The sequence below is a fragment of the Photorhabdus heterorhabditis genome, assembly GCF_018448905.1.
Lineage (GTDB): Bacteria > Pseudomonadota > Gammaproteobacteria > Enterobacterales > Enterobacteriaceae > Photorhabdus > Photorhabdus heterorhabditis.
On sequence record NZ_RCWA01000026.1, the window covers coordinates 1 to 19205 of the forward strand.

Here is a 19205-nt window from a genome sequence, read left to right on the forward strand (position 1 = left end):
CAGATTGTCTGATTAATTGTTAAAGAGCAGGCCACCTTAAAATTTGATATTCTCGGTCAGCCGGGCTGCGTATATTACGCTTTTTGCCCGCAGAGTCAAGCGCTTATTTGCGCTCCCCTGCCCAACCTCACACGTTTTCTCAGCGTTGTGTCGGTCAGTGGTGGCGCATTATAGGGCGTTCTTCGGCGCTGGCAAGTGTTTATTTGAAAAAAGTTAACGACCGCGGTTTTTTTCAACAAATTTTGTATTTTTGGGAGTTTTTTATACAAAAACGGATGTTATCGACAGTAATTATTCTCAAATTTCAAAATAGCTGCCAGTAATGGTCGTCTCTACTAGCAATTTAAAGAGCAAAAAAAAGCTTCCCAGAAAAACCTTTCTTAATTCTTTTCGCTGAAAAAATCGGACAACAGAGAATGATCTTATATAGTAATGTGTTAGATTAATATCTAATCAAATACTGGTTAGATAAATAAGCAGGATTATTTAATGGTAAAAACCGCTCGTAATATGGCGGGGCTACCCTGGATTGCCGCAATAGCTTTCTTTATGCAAGCTTTAGATGCAACAATTCTCAATACAGCATTGCCCGCTATTGCTGAAAGCCTCGAACATTCCCCCCTAGCGATGCAATCTGCTGTTGTTAGCTATACTCTGACTGTAGCCTTACTAATTCCAGTCAGTGGCTGGTTAGCTGATCGTTTCGGTACCCGGCGGATTTTTATTCTTGCTGTATCCTTGTTTTCTTTAGGCTCCCTTGCCTGTGCTTTATCAGGCAATTTAGCTTTTCTGGTGGTTTCCCGGGTAATTCAGGGAATTGGTGGTGCAATGATGATGCCTGTTGCTCGTCTTGCTTTATTACGCGCATATCCACGTAGTGAACTTTTACCCGTTCTGAATTTTGTCACTATGCCGGGATTAGTAGGGCCTATTCTCGGTCCTATGCTTGGTGGATTATTAGTAACTTATGCCACCTGGCACTGGATATTTATTATCAATATTCCAATCGGTTTATTGGGGATTATTTATGCTAAAAAGCATATGCCTAATTTCGCAATGCCAAAACGTTCATTTGACTTTTCCGGTTTCATACTTTTCGGACTGAGTTTAGTCATGATTTCTGTCAGTTTGGATTTACTAGGAGAAAGTTCATTACCAAGTTACATACCACTCACAGCCATGATTGGTGGTTTTATAATGTTATTTGGCTACTTGATACATGCTAGAAAACACTCCCAGCCACTAATCAGTTTGAACTTATTTCGTACCCGCACATTTTCTATCGGTATCATCGGTAATATCGTTACACGCTTGGGAACTGGATGTATTCCTTTTCTGATGCCTTTAATGTTACAAGTCGGATTTGGTTATCCAGCAGTCATTGCCGGGATGATGATGGCACCAATAGCTATCGGTTCCATTATTGCTAAGTCTTTTGTGACTAACGTACTGACTCGCTTTGGTTATCGAAAGACCCTAGTTAGTATAACAGTCATTATCGGCCTGATAATTTCTCAATTTTCACTACAATCACCAGAAATATCCGTTGTTCTTTTAGTTATTCCGCTATTTTTACTGGGTATGGCTGTATCTATTCAGTTTACTTCAATGAATACTATCACGCTGGCTGATCTGACCAATAATAATGCTAGCTCAGGAAATAGTTTATTAGCTGTAACTCAGCAGTTATCTATTAGTTTCGGTGTTGCAGTAAGCGCCGCTATTCTCCGTTTCTATGATTCTATGCCTTATGGAACAACAGTTGATCACTTCCATAACACTTTTATCGCTGTAGGAATAATGACTTTACTCTCTTCTTCCACCTTCCTGTTATTACATAAGGAAGATGGAGATAATCTAGTTAAGAAAAAGAGCACTTAAGCGCGGAAAACTGAGTTACGCTCAATTAATGTTGGAGTTAATACTAACAATTTAGGATCACTTTCCGGATTACTCATCCGATAAAGCAAAGTATCAATAGCTAATTTCCCCAGTTCATCTTTCGGCTGATGAATGGTTGTCAAAGGTGGGATCATATAAGGGGCAAGATCGATATCATCATACCCAATGATGGAAATATCATTTGGCACAGAAAGCCCAGCTTGGTAAATAGCCTGACAAGCGCCAATAGCCATTGCATCATTACCAGCAAAAACAGCTTCTGGGGGTTCTGGATGCTGCAACAACTTCTGCATTGATTCAAAACCACCAGCAAACTCAAAATCACTGTAAATTTCATATCCGTCAGGAATAACAAAGCCAGCGTTTACCATTGCCTTTCTATACCCTTCCAATCGATGGCGGGCAGGAGTTTTATCTTGTGGACCTGCAATACAGGCTATTTTTTTAAAACCACAGCTAATAAGATGATTAGTCGCCATTTCACCCCCCAACAAGGAGTTATCCTGGATAATATCGCCAATAATATCAAATGGAGACCAGTCCATCATAACCATTGGTAAAGGAGGATAACGACGCAAAACCTCGCAGGAAGTGCATTGGTTTTCAGTACACATGATAAGCAATCCATCTACCCGTTTTTGCAACAGAGTTTCCATGCTGTGGTCCATTCGTTTGATATCACCTTCTGTATTACACAGAATAAGACTGTAACCACGTTCATAACAGCTTCGTTCCACCCCTCTTACAATTTCAGCATAAAAAGGGTTATTACTGGTTGTTACCAGCATACCAATGGTCTTGGTTTGCTTGATTTTGAGACTTCGGGCAAGCGCCGATGGCGTGTAATTCAGTTGAACAATCGCATCATTAACTTTCTTTTTTACACCATCACTGACATAACGGTTATTGTTAATAACATGAGACACAGTTGATGTAGAAACACCCGCAAAGCGAGCAACATCTTTGATTGTAGCCACTGTTAGTCCTGTTCAGTTAAAAAAATATCAATTTCATTTCGCCATGGAATAGATGGTTGAGCTCCCTGACGGGTTACTGCTATTGCAGCAGCAGAATGGGCAAATCGTACAGCAGATAACATCTCTTTTCCTTCCAATAATGCCGTCACCAATGCACCATTAAAAGTATCTCCTGCCGCAATAGTATCTACAACTTTAACTTTAAGTCCCGGAACATGTTTTCCGTTCTGACCTTTCTCACTCAACCATGCTCCACGGCTACCCAATGTAATAATTACCGTTTCAATACCTTTACTATGTAATACTTGAGCCGCTTTTTCTGCATCAGAATTATCTTTTACTGTAATTCCGGTCAGATATTCAGCTTCAGTTTCATTCGGCGTAATAATATCCACCAAAGAGAGCAACTGATCAGATAATTTTTGTGCTGGTGCAGGATTTAGTATGACTTTCGTATTATTCTGTTTAGCTGTCTCTGCCGCAAGTTGTACCGTTTCCAATGGTGATTCAAGTTGTATTAATAATGCATCTGCCTCTTTGATAATATTTTGGTAACGATGAAAATATTCTGGTGTTAATGCAGCATTGGCCCCTGCATTGATGCCAATAACATTTTCACCTTGTTGATTTACAAGAATTAACGCTACACCTGTTGTTTCCCCTTCAATAGCTTCAATGCCGGAGATTTTAATATTATCCATTGCTAATTGTTGGCAAATACGGGAACCAATATCATCCTGACCTACACAAGCAATAAATGTAATGTCTGCGCCACTGCGACTTGCAGCTACAGCCTGGTTAGCACCTTTACCACCAAAAGCAATCTGATATTGTTTCCCGATCACCGTTTCACCCGGACGAGGGAATGATTCAAGGTTTAATATATGGTCAGCATTGATGCTGCCAACCACTGCAAGTTTTGCTGTACTCATTCTTAATCCTTTTCCATCATGCCACTACTATTAATAGCAATGGCACAGTCACATTGGCTTATTTTTTAATAACTAACTCCAACTCCACAGGAATGATGGCATCAACTTTTTCACCTTTCAGCACCTTATCTGCGGTCTGAATACCAATAATACCAATCTGATCAGGACGCTGAGCGATCGTTGCTCCTAGTTTTCCAGCTTGAACAGCTTTGATACCATCTTCAGTACCATCAAAACCAACAACTAATACATCACTTTTCCCTGCCGTCTGCAAAGCACGCAGAGCACCCAACGCCATTTCATCATTTTGAGCAAACACAGCTTGCACATCTGGATGAGCTGTCAGTAAATTCTGCATAACGTTCAAGCCTTTTGTACGGTCAAAATCAGCAGGCTGACTAGTCAGCACATTAAATTTATGCTCTTGTGCTACTTTATTAAATCCTTCGCCACGTTCACGGGCAGCAGATGTGCCAGTAATACCTTCCAACTGAATAATTTGTGCTCCATTCCCTAGTTTTTCAGCAATGAAATTGCCCACTATTTTACCCCCCCGTCGGTTATCAGAAGCAATATGGCTAGCAACGCTACCTTTATTCGCCATCCGATCGAGAGTAATTACCGGAATTTTCGCATTGTTAGCCATGATAATGGCATTACCTACAGCATCAGAATCAGCTGGGTTAATTAACATCAATTTCGTGCCACGTACCGTTAGATCCTGAACATTGGCCAATTCTTTTGCGGGATTATCCTGAGAATCCAAGACAATCAAATTATAACCCAGCTTATTTGCTTCTTTTTGAGCACTATCTTTCATGGTGACAAAAAATGGATTATTCAGTGTAGAAATGACCAACGCGATAGTGTCTTTTGCTAGGGCGTTAGCACTCATAGTCGCACTTAGTGCAACAACAGATAAAATAGCTGCCAATTTCTTCATTTTCATTGTGTTATTTCCTGTAGAGGATAAGGTTATTTACTATTTTTGTTATCAATCAGAACTGCCAACAATATTACAACTGCTTTAACGATCATCTGGTAGTTAGAAGAAATACCTAATAAGTTTAAGCCATTATTTAAAAAACCGAGGATCAGCGCACCAATTAGAGTACCAACAATTAACCCCTTACCACCTGCCAGACGGGTTCCTCCTAATACTACGGCAGCAATCGCATCTAGTTCATAACCATTCCCTGCCATTGGCTGGGCAGAAGAGAGACGGGCTACCTCAATAATACTTGCCAGTGCAGTCAGTAAACCACATAAGGAATAAACAATAATCTTGATTTTATCGATGCTGATACCGGACAAACGAGTAGCTGATTCATTACCGCCTAAAGCATAAATATAACGGCCCAAACGGGTATGGTGTAAGATGTACCAAGCAATAACAAAAACTATCAACATCAACCATACTGGAGTAGGGATACCCAATGGACGACCAATACCAAACCAGCTAAATAGATCTGCATTATCACTGAATCCTGTATTTATCGGGCTACCATCAGTATAGACGCGAGTTATTCCACGAAGTAATAACATCATGACCAGAGTAGCAATAAAGGCTTGTACCTTACCTTTAGCAATAATTACTCCTGTACCAGCACCGATCGCAGCACCTAAAGCTAAAGCACCGACTATAGCCACCAATGCATTAACTTCCATTCCAACCAGCGAAGCTGCTACTGCACCTGTTAACGCAAGCAATGAACCAACAGACAAATCAATACCCGATGTCAGAATAACTAGCGTCATCCCAACAGCCATAATGGCGTTAACCGATGTCTGTTGCAGAATGTTAAACAAATTATTTAAAGTGAAAAAATTCGGACTAAGAGAGGAAACTACTGCTATAAGTGCTAACAACGCAATCAGTGATTTTTGCTCCAGCAGCCATTCTTTAGTAAACCAACGTTTAGATGTCGGTGATACATTAGAATTCATACTGAATTACTCCTGAATCACATCATATTGTTTGCCAACAGCTGCCGCCATTAAAGCTTCTTGAGTTGCTTGCTCAGCAAGGAATTCTCCGCTGATATGACCTTCATACATGACCAAAATTCGGTCACTGATTCCTATCACTTCCGGCATCTCAGAAGAAACGAGTATGATGCTCAAACCTTCTTTTTTGAACTGATTAATTAGCTGATAAATTTCTTTTTTTGCACCAACATCTACACCTCGAGTAGGCTCATCCAAGATAAGAACTTTTGGTCTGGTCATTAATCCACGAGCAATTGCCACTTTTTGCTGATTACCACCAGAAAGTAGACCAACGGTCTGTTCCATTGAAGGCGTTTTAATATTAAACAACTTAATAAAGTTACTAACTGCTTTCCGCTCTTCTTTATGATTCAGACCACCTAATTTGTTACTGAAATAACGTAAGGCAGTCAGAGACATATTATCTTTAACTGACATTTCCAAAATTAAGCCATCACGCTTCCGATCTTCTGAAATATAAACAATCCCATAAGCTAACGCATCCTGAGGGTTACGAGTTATAACGGGATTCCCATCCAAAGCAATCCTCCCTTGCGTTTTTGGCAATGCGCCATAAATAATTCTCATCAATTCCGTGCGGCCTGCCCCCATCAACCCCGATATACCCAGAATTTCCCCACTATAAAGGGAAAAACTGACATTTCTCACACCGGGACCAGAAATTTTTTCAACTTTGAGCCGTTTCTTACCACGAGGTAAATTCAGGTGGGGATATTGATCTTCCAATTTTCGACCAACCATCATTTCAATTAAGTCGTCTTCTTTTAATTCCTTTACCTGTTTTTCACTAATAAATTGCCCATCACGGAATACCGTAACATCATCACATATTTCAAAAATATCTTTCAATCGATGGGATATATAAACAATACCGCATCCCTGGAATTTCAGTTCATGTATCACTCTGAACAATGATTCGGTTTCTGTATCAGTCAGTGCATCTGTTGGCTCATCCATAATGATAACTTTGGATTCAAAACTCAGTACTTTGGCTATTTCAACCATTTGCTGCCCACCGATAGAAAGTTCAGCTACCCGCCGGTGACTGCTATAACTCAGATTCAACTTTCTCAAAAGGCGATCAGCTTCCTGATACATTTTCCTCCAGTCAATGGTACCGAATTTATTAACAAATTCGCGTCCCAGAAAAATATTTTCAGCAATGGTCATTTGAGGAATAAGATTTAATTCTTGATGGATAATTCCGATACCTGCCTCCTGAGAGGATCTAGGACTAGAAAAAGTCACTTCTTTGCCCAAATAATGAATCACTCCTGTATCTCTGGTATATATCCCAGTCAATACTTTCATCATTGTGGATTTACCTGCACCATTCTCCCCTACCAATGCCATAACTTTGCCCGGGTAAACACGTAATGCCGCGTCGGATAATGCTTTGACACCAGGAAAGGATTTACCAATTCCTTTTAGTTCTAGTACAGGTTGCATAACCACCTCAGAAAGTTACACCAGCACAAAGGATAATATTGGCATAAGGAGAATTTTCTCCGGTACGAATCACCGCTCGGCTATGTTCCATTTTCTCTTTTAATGTATTATGACTAATATATTCTATAGTGATTGAATTCCCTTGCTGTTTCTCAAGCTCTTTAATTTGATCCAATATTAATTGATGAATCAAAGGATTATGGCTAATGATCTCCTCTGCTAAAAATGCAGCTTCAACCTGCATTTCCTGAGTAACGACTTTGAGAACAGATATAAAACAGGGAATCCCCTGGGTTAGCGCTAAATCAATCCGCTGGGCTGAAGAAGGAATTGGTAATCCAGCATCACCAATTGTAATCTGGTCAGTATGCCCCAGCCGAGAAATGACGGCTGAAATTTCAGAATTAAGCAATACACCTTTTTTCATTTTTATTCCATTAGCGAAACGTTTCGCTAATTAAGCAATATAGAAAGTAACATTTAAAATGCAACATTATTGATACAAAAGTGTGATCGTCATCGAAACGTTTCGCTAATAAAAAAACAAAAAATAAACGTTAACTTATTGAATATTTGACGCTGAATCGATTTTTAAGGTAAATATTATCTTCATCAATAAATGATGACTAAAACCTATGATTAAGACTTATTTCACATATAGCTAATAATTTATTTAACCTCGTAGATAACATTGGTATGGATTATGCAAATAGCAGAAAAAATAGCTTGTTTAAGTAACTATCTGGAAAGTGGCCTGTATGAAAGACAACAGGCTATTCGTTTATGTTTGCTAGCCGCATTGTGTGGGGAAAGTGTTTTTCTACTTGGTCCTCCAGGAATCGCTAAAAGTCTAATCGCCCGCCGATTAAAATTTGCATTTCATGATGCCAGAGCATTTGAATATCTGATGACCCGTTTCTCTACTCCTGAAGAAATTTTCGGACCTCTTTCTATCCAAGCGTTGAAAGAAGAAGGACGTTATCAACGCCTAACTGCCGGCTATTTACCTGAAACTGAAATTGTTTTTCTTGATGAGGTATGGAAAGCTGGCCCAGCAATTCTTAATACCTTGCTGACGGCAATTAATGAAAGAAAATTCAGAAACGGGGATATCGAAGAAAAAATTCCAATGAGGTTACTGGTAACAGCCTCCAATGAATTACCTGAAGCAGATAGTAGCCTTGAAGCTCTTTATGACCGAATGCTAATCCGTATTTGGTTGGATAAAATTCAGGAAAAACAGAATTTCCGAGCATTACTCATTAACCACAAAAATGAAATTGATAATCCTGTCCCTGAAAACATTCAGATAACAAGTGAAGAATTTCACCAATGGCAAAATGAGATTAATAGAATAACTCTGCCAGATAGTTGTTTTGATATTATCTACCAACTACGTCAACAACTCGATATGACAGAACACTCACCTTACGTTTCAGATCGACGCTGGAAGAAAGCAATTCATTTATTACAAGCCAGTGCTTTCTTTAATGGTAGAAAGGAAATATCACCGCTTGATTTAATATTACTAAAAGATTGTTTATGGCATGATCTTAACTCTTTCAAACTGTTGCCTCAATATTTAAATACTCTAATAACCGAGCAGGCATATCAGCAAAGAATATTATCTCAGAAAATTGATTCACTTCATCATCAATGGATTCAGGTCCTTCAGGATAAAAACAATCAGCAAGCATTCCAGATAGGAAAAAAAATCCGTCTGTTTGGGCACAAAACACAATATTCTCTACCCGATCATATCAATGAAGAGAAATTGACTTTATTTCTGCATACACCTCTTTATATCCATGATATTCAGGTCAATTTCATTGAAATAGAAAAAAAGACTCTGAATGTCTGGATAAAAAAAGGTGGAGAATTACCAGTTCGCCTGAACAGTATTGGTTTTCCACAAAGCATAACAGCCGAAATTAATTCAGCATACCAGATAGAAATTTTCGATATTAGCCGTCGTTCATCCACTTTATATTTACCAGATAGCCAACACCAACAAAATGAAAAAAACAGCGAGTGGCAAGAGAGATTGGAAAAAATTAATCAAGAAATTTACCAACAACGCCAATTACTTAACCAACATAAACCATGCCTGTTTATTGAAAGTCATTGGCTTAATGCGATAGAAAAAAGCTTTATCCAACTAACAGATAAAGTAAACCAACTGAAAATAAAAATGAGAAACTAATTAAATGATTAGCTTAACAACCCTTGATCTTTTATTGTCAGTAAACGAAGGTGAACTGATAGAGGAAATCGTACTAATCCTCTTGGCTTCACCTCAGTTGGCTATCTTTTTTGAAAAATATCCTCGCTTGAAACGTGCATTGTTGAAAGACATTCCCGGCTGGAAACAAGATTTACAACAGAGGATCAAAGAAGCATTAATTCCTGCGACTCTGGCAGAAGAATTTCAGTTATACCAGCAATTACTGCCTGTCAGCACAGATAATTTTTACCTTAAACTCCCCGAAATTCTCAAAACGCTGAGCCGAATTAAATCACCTTTTTATGCAGAAGCCCAGAAGCTGGCAACTAATGCTATTGATCATTCAAATACACTGCAAACTTTGTTTATTCAACAATGGCGACTCAATTTGATACTGCAAACCACAAACTTCCACAAAGAGTTATTGGAACAAGAAAAAGAACAATTATTAGCGGAACTGGAACAGAGGCTGACACTCAGTGGTAATCTCGACCCCATTTTCAGTAAAAATGACAGAGCAGCAGGACGGTTATGGGATATGAGTAAAAGTCAGATAAATCATTCCCGAAATGATACACAGTTATTGATTCATTATAGTGAGTTTCTTCGCCAACAACCTGAACTGGAAAAACTGGCTCAATTACTTGGGCGCAGTCAATCTGCAAAATCAAAACTACAGGAAAGCCATCTTCTCGAACCATTTACCACAATTGAACGAATACCATTTACCATTCCTGAACAGGTAAATGGTATAGGGCAAAGTGATGATATTTTGCGGTTGTTACCGACAGAATTGGCGATATTGGGAATCGAAGATCTAGAGTATGAATTTTATCGCAGATTGGTAGAAAAGCGTCTACTAACTTATCAATTACAAGGCGATAGTTGGAAACAAAAAACAACATTACGGTCAGTCACTCACTACAGCCAAGAAGAAGAACCTCGAGGACCATTTATTGTCTGTGTCGATACTTCAGGCTCTATGGGAGGATTCAACGAAAAATGTGCCAAAGCCTTTTGCCTCGCATTGTTACGCATTGCACTGGCTGATGATCGCAACTGCCATATCATGTTATTTGCTACAGAAGTTGTACATTATGAACTATCTTCACCAGATGGTCTGGAACAAGCTATTCGTTTTCTTAGTCAAACTTTCAGAGGGGGAACAGATTTAGCTTCTTGCCTAACAAACACAATAGAAAAAATGAAAGAGCAACATTGGAAAGATGCTGATGCTGTTGTTATTTCAGATTTCATTGCCCAACGTTTGCCGGACTCACTAATCCATCAGATAAAAAATCTGCAACAGCATCAGCAACACCGCTTCCATGCGGTCTCCATGTCCCAATATGGTAAGCCCGGTATTATGCGAATATTCGATCATATCTGGCGCTTTGATACCGGACTCAAAAGCCGTTTACTACGAAAATGGCGTCACTGAGTGAATCAGAGCATATCTTCCACAGCTTCGCGTACTTCAGGCGACCATATGCTACATTGAACTTGACCAATATGTTTCATTTGCAGCAGTAACATCACCAAACGGGATTGACCAATCCCTCCACCAATTGACTGTGGCATATCGCCTTTAAGTAGCGCTTGGTGCCAGTCATATTGCAAACGATCTTCATCACCAGTCAATACCAATTGGCGTTCCAGTGTTTCTGCATCAACACGGATACCCATGGAAGAGATTTCAAAAGCATCCTCTAGAACGGGGTTCCAAACAATGATGTCTCCGTTCAAACCAACAAAACCATCACTGTTTGGTGTTGTCCAATCATCGTAATCTGATGCACGAACATCATGAGATTGCCCATCAGATAATTTTGCACCGATACCAATAAGGAAAACAGCGCCCAACTCTTTAGCAATAGCGCGTTCGCGTCCTTTTGCATCCAGCTCCGGATAACGGCTCAGAAGCGCTTCACTGTGAACAAAGTGAATTTGATCTGGCAGGAACGGTGCCAGACCAAACTCTTTGCTGACAGCTTTTTCTGTTTCTTTTATCGCTTCGTAGATTTTACCTACTGTCTGTTTAAGATAAGCAAGTGAGCGTTGCCCATCTCCCATCACTTTTTCCCAATCCCATTGATCAACATAAACAGAGTGGATTGGTGTCAAGCGATCCTCATCTGGACGCAATGCTTTCATGTGAGTGTAAAGCCCTTGCTCTGGCTGGAAATCAAAACGTCCCAATGTCTTACGTTTCCATTTAGCTAGTGAATGCACTACTTCGAAAGTTGAATCCGGTAAAGTCTTCACTTTTACCTGAACAGCTTTTTCATGGCCGGACAAGTTGTCCTGAACGCCATCCCCCAAGCAGCTCAGCATTGGCCCTTGTACTTCAATCAAACCCAATTTGCTTTCCAGCAGGCGGGAAAAGAAAGACTTCACAAAACTGATTTGTTGCTGCTTCTCAATAAATGACTTTTTCATAATATTATTCTCGAATTCTCTAAATGGCCCTGATGTCCTGTTAGAAACATTAAGCAATAGAATGGGGAATAAATTCAATATACTTTAATAAAAATAGTCTTTATTGTTTAAATAATTCATTTTTTAGATGATAAAAATGATGATTCAATAAAAAACGAGGTTAGAAATGGCAGAAATTTATCAGATCGATAATCTGGACCGTGACATACTTCACGCTTTAATGGACAACGCACGTACACCTTATGCCGAGCTCGCAAAGAAATTTGCCGTCAGTCCAGGAACAATTCACGTTCGTGTAGAAAAAATGAAGCAAGCGGGGATCATCACTGGTACAAGGGTAGATATCAGCCCTAAACAGCTTGGTTATGACGTCTGTTGCTTTATTGGTATTATCCTTAAGAGCGCTAAAGATTACCCATCAGCTCTAAAAAAGCTGGGCAATCTAGATGAAGTGGTTGAGGTTTATTACACAACAGGTCACTACAGTATTTTCATTAAAGTTATGTGCCGCTCAATTGAGTCTCTTCAGGATGTACTTATCAACAAGATACAGACTATTGATGAAATCCAGTCAACAGAAACCCTGATCTCCTTGCAAAACCCGATCATGCGGACAATCAAGCCATAATATAAAATTTGTTATAACCATATTATCCACAGGTAGATCCCAACAGATTCACAGCGTACAATAGCCGTTCTTGAAATCTGTTGGGATCACTATGACCACTATTACTTTAATCAGCGGCAGTACTATGGGTGGCGCGGAATACGTAGCTGAACATATGGCTGAAATTCTGGAAGATGCTGGTTTTTCCACTGAAATGCTGCATGGTCCTTCTTTAGATGAACTTCCCCAAGAAGGAGTTTGGTTGGTAGTAGCATCCACGCATGGTGCCGGAGAATTACCAGAAAACATACAGCCACTAGCAAAAGAAATTTCTGAACAAAAACCTGATCTCAGCAAAGTAACATTTGGGGCTGTTGGTCTTGGTAGTTCCGAATACGATACTTTTTGTGGAGCAATAAGATCATTAGATCAACTATTGATGGAAAATAGCGCTAAACGTCTCGGTGATCGTCTCGAAATTGATATCCAGCAACATGAGATCCCCGAAGATCCCGCAGAAGAATGGATTAAAATTTGGGCAAACTCACTCAGTATTGAGCAAAAAACACGCGGTTGACTGTGGATAACTTATATAAAAAGCCGGGGTTAACCCGTAGTTATCCATAGTATAACTATTTGTCCATGATCGCTCTGTGAATAACTACCAATTTAGATCCCAGCTTATACCTGCTGGGATCACGGATCATTCACAGCAAATGATCCTTTACAGCTTTATGATCTTACTGAGGAAAAATAACTTATCCACAAAAGATCATGATCCTAATAAAAGATCTAATAAAGAGATCTTTAAATAAAAAGATCTTCTTTTAATTACCTGCGAGATCCCCTACTTGGTCTATCGCTTAAACTTGAGTAGAATTCTCCTCCCTGTAATGCACACTTAGCATTCTTACAACGAAAGGTTCTATCACCATGTTTTATCCAGAGCAATTTGACGTCATCATTATCGGTGGTGGTCATGCCGGTACTGAAGCTGCTATGGCAGCCGCTCGTATGGGCCGTCAAACCTTATTACTGACTCACAATATTGATACTTTGGGCCAAATGTCATGTAACCCAGCCATCGGTGGGATTGGTAAAGGACATCTGGTTAAAGAAATTGATGCACTTGGTGGTCTAATGGCAAGGGCAACTGATCAAGCTGGTATTCAATTTAGAACCTTAAATGCCAGTAAAGGACCGGCTGTTCGAGCAACACGTGCTCAAGCTGACAGAGTCCTTTACCGTCAAGCTGTACGAACAGCATTAGAAAATCAACCCAACCTGATGATTTTCCAACAACCCGTAGAAGATCTAATTGTTGAAAACAGTGCTGTCACTGGTGCAATAACCCGTATGGGGCTTAAATTTAGGGCTAAGGCAATTGTTCTAACTGTAGGTACATTCTTGGACGGTAAAATCCATATCGGCCTAGAGAATTACAGTGGGGGAAGAGCTGGTGATCCTCCAGCAATTTCATTGTCACAACGTTTACGTGAGCTACCTTTACGTGTAAATAGACTAAAAACAGGTACACCACCACGTATTGATGCCAGAACTATTGATTTTAGCCAATTAACTCAACAAATAGGTGATGATCCAACACCAGTATTCTCTTTCCTTGGAAATGTGGGGCAACATCCACAGCAGATGTCATGTTATATCACTCATACCAATGAAAAAACGCACGATGTGATCCGCAGCAATCTAGATCGTAGCCCTATGTATGCAGGGATCATTGAAGGGATCGGCCCGCGCTATTGTCCTTCGATCGAAGATAAAGTCATGCGTTTTGCGGATCGTAATGCTCATCAGATTTTCCTCGAACCAGAAGGATTAACCAGTAACGAAATTTATCCGAATGGCATTTCTACCAGTTTGCCATTTGATGTACAGATGCAAATTGTTCACTCCATGAAAGGAATGGAAAATGCTCGCATCGTTCGACCTGGTTATGCAATAGAATACGATTTCTTCGATCCAAGAGACCTGAAACAAACGCTGGAAAGTAAATTTATACACGGCTTATTCTTTGCCGGGCAAATTAATGGTACAACAGGTTATGAAGAAGCGGCTGCCCAAGGTCTTCTGGCTGGTCTGAATGCAGCTCGTTATGCTTCGGAAAAAGAGGGATGGTTCCCCCGCCGTGATCAAGCCTATGTTGGCGTTCTGGTTGATGATTTGTGTACTTTAGGTACTAAAGAACCGTACCGTATGTTCACTTCCCGAGCGGAGTATCGCTTGATGTTACGTGAAGATAATGCTGACCTTCGCTTAACAGAAAAAGGTCGCGAATTAGGATTAGTGGATGATTTCCGTTGGGAACATTATTGCCGTAAGGTAGAAATGATTGAACAAGAACGCCAGCGCCTGCGTAATATTTGGGTCCATCCTCATTCAAGTAACCTTGATGACATCAACAAGATACTAAAAATGCCATTATCGAAAGAAGCTAATGGTGAAGATTTACTGCGTCGTCCTGAAATAAATTACGAACTGTTGACCTCATTACCTCTGTTCTCACCAGGTATTAAAGAGCTACAAGCCGCTGACCAAGTTGAAATTCAAGTCAAGTATGAAGGGTATATTGCTCGTCAACAGGAAGAAATTGAAAAACAATTGCGTAATGAAAATACATCATTACCGATTGATCTCGATTATTGTCAGATTAGTGGTCTTTCCAATGAAGTTGTAGCTAAACTTAATGATCACAAACCAAGCTCAATTGGTCAGGCTTCGCGTATTTCAGGAATAACACCTGCTGCAATTTCAATTTTGCTTGTATGGCTGAAAAAACAAGGATTGCTGCGCCGCAGTGCCTAAGAGGATCTTTATTGTGCTGAACAAACTGGAATTGTTGCTGACTAAAGCAAGAATAGAAATTTCACAACAGCAGAAACAACAGCTTATAGCCTATGTTGATATGCTCAATAAGTGGAATAAAACCTATAACCTCACGTCTGTTCGTGATCCTGAGCAAATGTTAGTACGTCATATCATGGATAGCATTATTGTTAGTCCTTATCTACAAGGTTATCGTTTTATCGATGTAGGAACTGGTCCGGGGTTGCCGGGTATTCCGTTAGCTATTGTTCGTCCAGATTCTTATTTTACATTGCTGGATAGTTTAGGTAAAAGAGTCAGATTTTTGCGTCAAGTTCAGCATGAACTTGGTTTGGCAAATATCGAACCAGTGCAAAGTAGGGTTGAAACGTATCCTTCTGAACCACCTTTTGATGGTGTTATAAGCCGAGCTTTTGCTTCACTACAAGATATGGTCTCTTGGTGCGGTCATTTACCTAAGTCTGTTCATGGGCGTTTCTATGCGCTTAAAGGTGTACTCCCTGAGGAGGAACTCACTGTGTTACCTTCCGGAATTTCTGTTGATTCAGTTATTCGGTTAGATGTTCCTGAATTGGAAGGGCAACGGCATCTGGTTATACTTAAATCAAACTAATTTTGTCATTTGTCAATAAAGTCATAAATAATTAGTGATGTTGAGCACAATTGTGTTGTGTTCAACATCGTCAATTATGATTTGTCTCGTTTCAGCTTTAATTTACCGAGTTATCACATAAAAATAACGTTATCTTGATATTAAGGTAGTTGAGTTTTTAAAAATCAGATAAAGCGTTTTTTCATCAGATTCACTTTTTTAAAACAGCTAAAAATTAACTTGGTAATTTAAGTCAATAATATAATAACCTTATTTCCAATTTATGAAGTTAAGTTTTTGATTTTACTTATAATATATTTTATTTTTATTTGTTTAAAATGTTAAAAATAATTAATAAATGAAAATTTTATGTGATTTAACTCACATTTAAATTTGAAAGTATGAAATTATTAAAGATGAAGAATCAGTACAATAATTAGCTTGTAATCTGGTGTCAAAGTAAAAAATTTAAATAATTGTTCACCTTTTCGCTACTTATGGATTGAATTCATTTTGGCTGCCCGTATAATTTGCACGTTTTTGTCACTTGACACTCTTAAGCAAAGGCAGTTTTATACAACATTCAGCAAAACCTGATATGCAAAGCGTGCAGGGGAGAAAACAAAAGTCATGTCTGTATCCCTTTACAACGGTAAAATTGCACTGAAGTTGCTGTTTTTGCAGTTAATGACTTTTGTTATTCTCAGTGCGGCTTTTTGTACCAAAAGTATAGAGTGGGGCGCTTCTGCTTTTGCTGGTGGATTAGCATGTTGGTTACCGAATGCCATCTTTATGCTATTTGCCAGTTTTCAGGAAGCAAAGGAAGAAGACGTTTCTGTGCGTGTTGCATGGTCTTTCGCTATTGGCGAAGGGTTGAAAGTTATTATTACGATAGCAGTGCTGATTGTTGCTTTAGGGGTGTTTAAAGCGGCGTTTGTACCGCTAGGTTTGACTTATTTAGTGGTGCTGATTGTGCAGATCATCGCATCAGCTGTGATAAACGGTTAGGTTTTCAACAACAAAGGGTAAGAGGCATCATGTCTGCATCAGGAGAAGTTTCAACTGCAAGGGACTACATAGGCCACCACCTGAATAACCTTCAGTTGGACCTACGTACCTTTGAGTTGGTCGATCCCAACTCTGGTGGTTCTGCAACGTTCTGGACGTTGAACATTGACTCGCTTTTTTTCTCAGTCGTATTAGGGATTTTATTTCTGTATGTATTCAGAAAGGTTGCGGTTAATGCCACCTGTGGCGTACCTGGCAAACTTCAGACTGCTATAGAATTGATCATGGGTTTTGTTGATAACAGCGTTCGTGATATGTATCACGGGAAGAGCAAAGTGATTGCCCCTCTGGCATTAACTGTGTTCGTCTGGGTGTTATTGATGAATATAATGGACCTACTGCCAATCGATTTTCTTCCTTATATCGGTGAACATGTCTTCGGCTTACCTGCTCTGCGTGTTGTACCAACAGCGGATGTCAGTATTACCTTGTCGATGGCTATCGGTGTCTTTGTCCTTATCCTCTACTACAGTATTAAGATGAAAGGAATTAGTGGTTTTACAAAGGAGCTGACTTTACAGCCTTTTAATCATCCGCTGTTTATTCCGATTAACTTAATTCTGGAAGGGGTTAGCCTGCTTTCAAAACCAGTATCACTCGGTCTACGACTGTTTGGTAACATGTATGCGGGTGAATTGATCTTTATTCTTATAGCTGGTCTGTTACCGTGGTGGTCGCAGTGGATGCTTAGCCTGCCTTGGGCTATCTTCCACATACTGATTATTACGTTACAAGCCTTTATTTTCATGGTTCTGACGATTGTTTATCTGTCGATGGCATCTGAAGAACATTAATTTTTACCACAATAACTGTGTTTTAACTGAAACAAACTGGAGACTGTCATGGAAAACCTGAATATGGATCTGCTGTACATGGCTGCCGCTGTAATGATGGGTCTGGCGGCAATCGGTGCTGCGATCGGTATCGGCATCCTCGGAGGTAAATTTTTGGAAGGTGCTGCTCGTCAGCCGGATTTAATTCCTCTGTTGCGTACACAGTTCTTTATCGTTATGGGTCTGGTTGACGCCATTCCGATGATTGCTGTGGGCCTTGGCTTGTACGTAATGTTTGCTGTCGCGTAGTTTGCAGAAAAAATTCGAAACTACGTCAACTCATTAATTTGAAAGAGGTATTGTGCTGTGAATCTTAATGCAACAATCCTCGGCCAGGCCATTGCGTTTGTCCTGTTTGTTATGTTCTGTATGAAGTTTGTATGGCCTCCAATTATGGCGGCCATTGAAAAGCGTCAAAAAGAAATTGCTGACGGTTTATCTTCTGCAGAACGTGCCAAAAAGGACCTGGACTTAGCGCAAGCCAATGCGACCGACCAAATGAAGAAAGCGAAAGCTGAAGCTCAGGTCATCATTGAACAGGCTAATAAACAAAAAGCCCAGATCCTTGATGATGCAAAAGCTGACGCAGAGCAGGAACGTAACAGAATCGTAGCGCAAGCTCAGGCAGAAATTGATGCCGAACGTAAGCGTGCTCGGGAAGAGTTACGTAAGCAGGTCGCTATGCTGGCTATCGCAGGTGCCGAGAAAATCATCGAACGTTCCGTGGATGAAGCTGCTAACAGCGACATCGTTGATAAACTGGTCGCTGAACTGTAAGGAGGGAGGGGCATGTCTGAATTCGCTACTGTAGCTCGCCCCTACGCCAAAGCAGCTTTTGACTTTGCTGTGGAAAAACAATCGCTCGAACATTGGCAGAATATGCTGGTGTTCACAGCTGAGGTGACTCGTAATGAGCAAGTTGGTGAACTGCTTTCCGGTTCATTGGCATCGGAAACGTTAGCCAATACTTTCATCGCAATTTGCGGTGAACTGGTCGATGAACATGCTCAGAACTTTATTCGTGTTATGGCAGAAAACGGCCGCTTATTGGCGTTACCGGAAGTTTTGCAGCAATTTATTCAATTGCGTGCGTCACTTGAATCAACTGTTGATGTTGAAGTGATTTCTGCTACCGAACTGAGTGAGCAACAGCTGGCTAAAATTTCTGCAGCGATGGATAAACGTCTGTCACGCAAAGTTAAGCTGAATTGCAAAATTGATAAGTCTGTTATTGCTGGTGTGGTAGTCCGCGCAGGTGATTTGGTGATTGATGGCAGTATTCGTGGCCGTTTAGATCGCTTAACAGACGTCTTGCAGTCTTAAGGGGA

The 19205-nt window shown here is 40.0% G+C and carries 19 protein-coding genes; 12 read left to right on the plus strand and 7 right to left on the minus strand.

Features of this window, described 5'->3' with window-relative positions; all coding sequences use genetic code 11:
• Positions 1–489: 489 nt before the first annotated feature.
• Positions 490–1881, plus strand: a complete 1392-nt coding sequence (mdtD, locus tag EAE89_RS15540; protein WP_214086194.1) for a multidrug transporter subunit MdtD — start codon at positions 490–492, stop codon at positions 1879–1881.
• On the opposite strand, the gene rbsR is transcribed toward mdtD, so the two are convergent.
• The 6 genes from rbsR to rbsD are packed head-to-tail and all read right to left on the minus strand — an operon-like array spanning position 1878 to position 7697.
• A complete protein-coding gene (gene rbsR, locus EAE89_RS15545) occupies positions 1878–2879 on the minus strand; it encodes a ribose operon transcriptional repressor RbsR (RefSeq protein WP_054480358.1) in 1002 nt (333 codons plus the stop codon). The genes mdtD and rbsR overlap by 4 nt on opposite strands.
• 2 nt (positions 2880–2881) lie before the next feature.
• Entirely contained in the window at positions 2882–3811 is a 930-nt protein-coding gene (gene rbsK / locus EAE89_RS15550) for a ribokinase (protein ID WP_214086195.1), read from the minus strand.
• Positions 3812–3869: 58 nt separating this feature from the next.
• The gene (gene rbsB, locus EAE89_RS15555) at positions 3870–4760 is read right to left on the minus strand and encodes a ribose ABC transporter substrate-binding protein RbsB (protein WP_214086196.1); all 891 of its coding nucleotides are present in this window, start codon (positions 4758–4760) and stop codon (positions 3870–3872) included.
• 26 nt (positions 4761–4786) lie between these two features.
• On the minus strand, positions 4787–5758 hold the full coding sequence (gene rbsC / locus EAE89_RS15560) for a ribose ABC transporter permease (protein WP_214086197.1): 972 nt from the start codon (positions 5756–5758) through the stop codon (positions 4787–4789).
• A 6-nt stretch (positions 5759–5764) separates the two neighbouring features.
• Positions 5765–7270 carry a ribose ABC transporter ATP-binding protein RbsA gene (gene rbsA, locus EAE89_RS15565; RefSeq protein WP_214086198.1) on the minus strand — a complete coding sequence of 502 codons (1506 nt, stop codon included), beginning with the start codon at positions 7268–7270 and terminating at the stop codon, positions 5765–5767.
• A 7-nt stretch (positions 7271–7277) separates the two neighbouring features.
• Complete coding sequence (rbsD, locus tag EAE89_RS15570; protein ID WP_054480363.1) at positions 7278–7697, minus strand: D-ribose pyranase; 420 nt, start codon at positions 7695–7697, stop codon at positions 7278–7280.
• 276 nt (positions 7698–7973) lie between these two features.
• Between rbsD and ravA the strand changes: the two genes are divergently transcribed.
• Together ravA and viaA are read left to right on the plus strand one after the other, a co-directional pair.
• Positions 7974–9473, plus strand: a complete 1500-nt coding sequence (gene ravA / locus EAE89_RS15575) for an ATPase RavA (RefSeq protein ID WP_054480364.1) — start codon at positions 7974–7976, stop codon at positions 9471–9473.
• Between the two features lie 4 nt (positions 9474–9477).
• Positions 9478–10935, plus strand: a complete 1458-nt coding sequence (gene viaA / locus EAE89_RS15580) for an ATPase RavA stimulator ViaA (RefSeq protein WP_054480365.1) — start codon at positions 9478–9480, stop codon at positions 10933–10935.
• 5 nt (positions 10936–10940) lie between these two features.
• Here viaA and asnA read toward each other — a convergent pair whose 3' ends face one another.
• Positions 10941–11933, minus strand: coding sequence for an aspartate--ammonia ligase (gene asnA, locus EAE89_RS15585; protein ID WP_054480366.1), 993 nt, complete (start codon positions 11931–11933; stop codon positions 10941–10943).
• A gap of 166 nt (positions 11934–12099) precedes the next feature.
• On the opposite strand from asnA, the gene asnC reads away from it, so the two are divergent.
• The 9 genes from asnC to atpH all read left to right on the plus strand — a co-directional run bounded on the left by asnC (position 12100) and on the right by atpH (position 19200).
• Entirely contained in the window at positions 12100–12561 is a 462-nt protein-coding gene (gene asnC / locus EAE89_RS15590; RefSeq protein WP_054480367.1) for a transcriptional regulator AsnC, read from the plus strand.
• A 91-nt stretch (positions 12562–12652) separates the two neighbouring features.
• Complete coding sequence (gene mioC / locus EAE89_RS15595) at positions 12653–13117, plus strand: FMN-binding protein MioC (protein ID WP_214086199.1); 465 nt, start codon at positions 12653–12655, stop codon at positions 13115–13117.
• A 356-nt stretch (positions 13118–13473) separates the two neighbouring features.
• A complete protein-coding gene (gene mnmG, locus EAE89_RS15600) occupies positions 13474–15363 on the plus strand; it encodes a tRNA uridine-5-carboxymethylaminomethyl(34) synthesis enzyme MnmG (protein ID WP_054480369.1) in 1890 nt (629 codons plus the stop codon).
• A gap of 13 nt (positions 15364–15376) precedes the next feature.
• Positions 15377–15997: a 16S rRNA (guanine(527)-N(7))-methyltransferase RsmG gene (rsmG, locus tag EAE89_RS15605; protein ID WP_054480370.1), complete on the plus strand. Its 621-nt coding sequence runs from the start codon at positions 15377–15379 to the stop codon at positions 15995–15997.
• 609 nt (positions 15998–16606) lie between these two features.
• Positions 16607–16984, plus strand: a complete 378-nt coding sequence (gene atpI / locus EAE89_RS15610) for a F0F1 ATP synthase subunit I (protein ID WP_054480371.1) — start codon at positions 16607–16609, stop codon at positions 16982–16984.
• A gap of 29 nt (positions 16985–17013) precedes the next feature.
• Positions 17014–17838 carry a F0F1 ATP synthase subunit A gene (gene atpB, locus EAE89_RS15615; RefSeq protein ID WP_054480372.1) on the plus strand — a complete coding sequence of 275 codons (825 nt, stop codon included), beginning with the start codon at positions 17014–17016 and terminating at the stop codon, positions 17836–17838.
• A gap of 48 nt (positions 17839–17886) precedes the next feature.
• Positions 17887–18126 (plus strand): F0F1 ATP synthase subunit C, encoded by a 240-nt coding sequence (gene atpE / locus EAE89_RS15620; RefSeq protein ID WP_000429386.1) that lies wholly within the window; start codon positions 17887–17889, stop codon positions 18124–18126.
• A 57-nt stretch (positions 18127–18183) separates the two neighbouring features.
• A complete protein-coding gene (gene atpF, locus EAE89_RS15625) occupies positions 18184–18654 on the plus strand; it encodes a F0F1 ATP synthase subunit B (RefSeq protein WP_054480373.1) in 471 nt (156 codons plus the stop codon).
• Positions 18655–18666: 12 nt separating this feature from the next.
• Positions 18667–19200, plus strand: a complete 534-nt coding sequence (gene atpH / locus EAE89_RS15630) for a F0F1 ATP synthase subunit delta (RefSeq protein ID WP_054480374.1) — start codon at positions 18667–18669, stop codon at positions 19198–19200.
• The last annotated feature ends 5 nt before the right edge of the window (positions 19201–19205 follow it).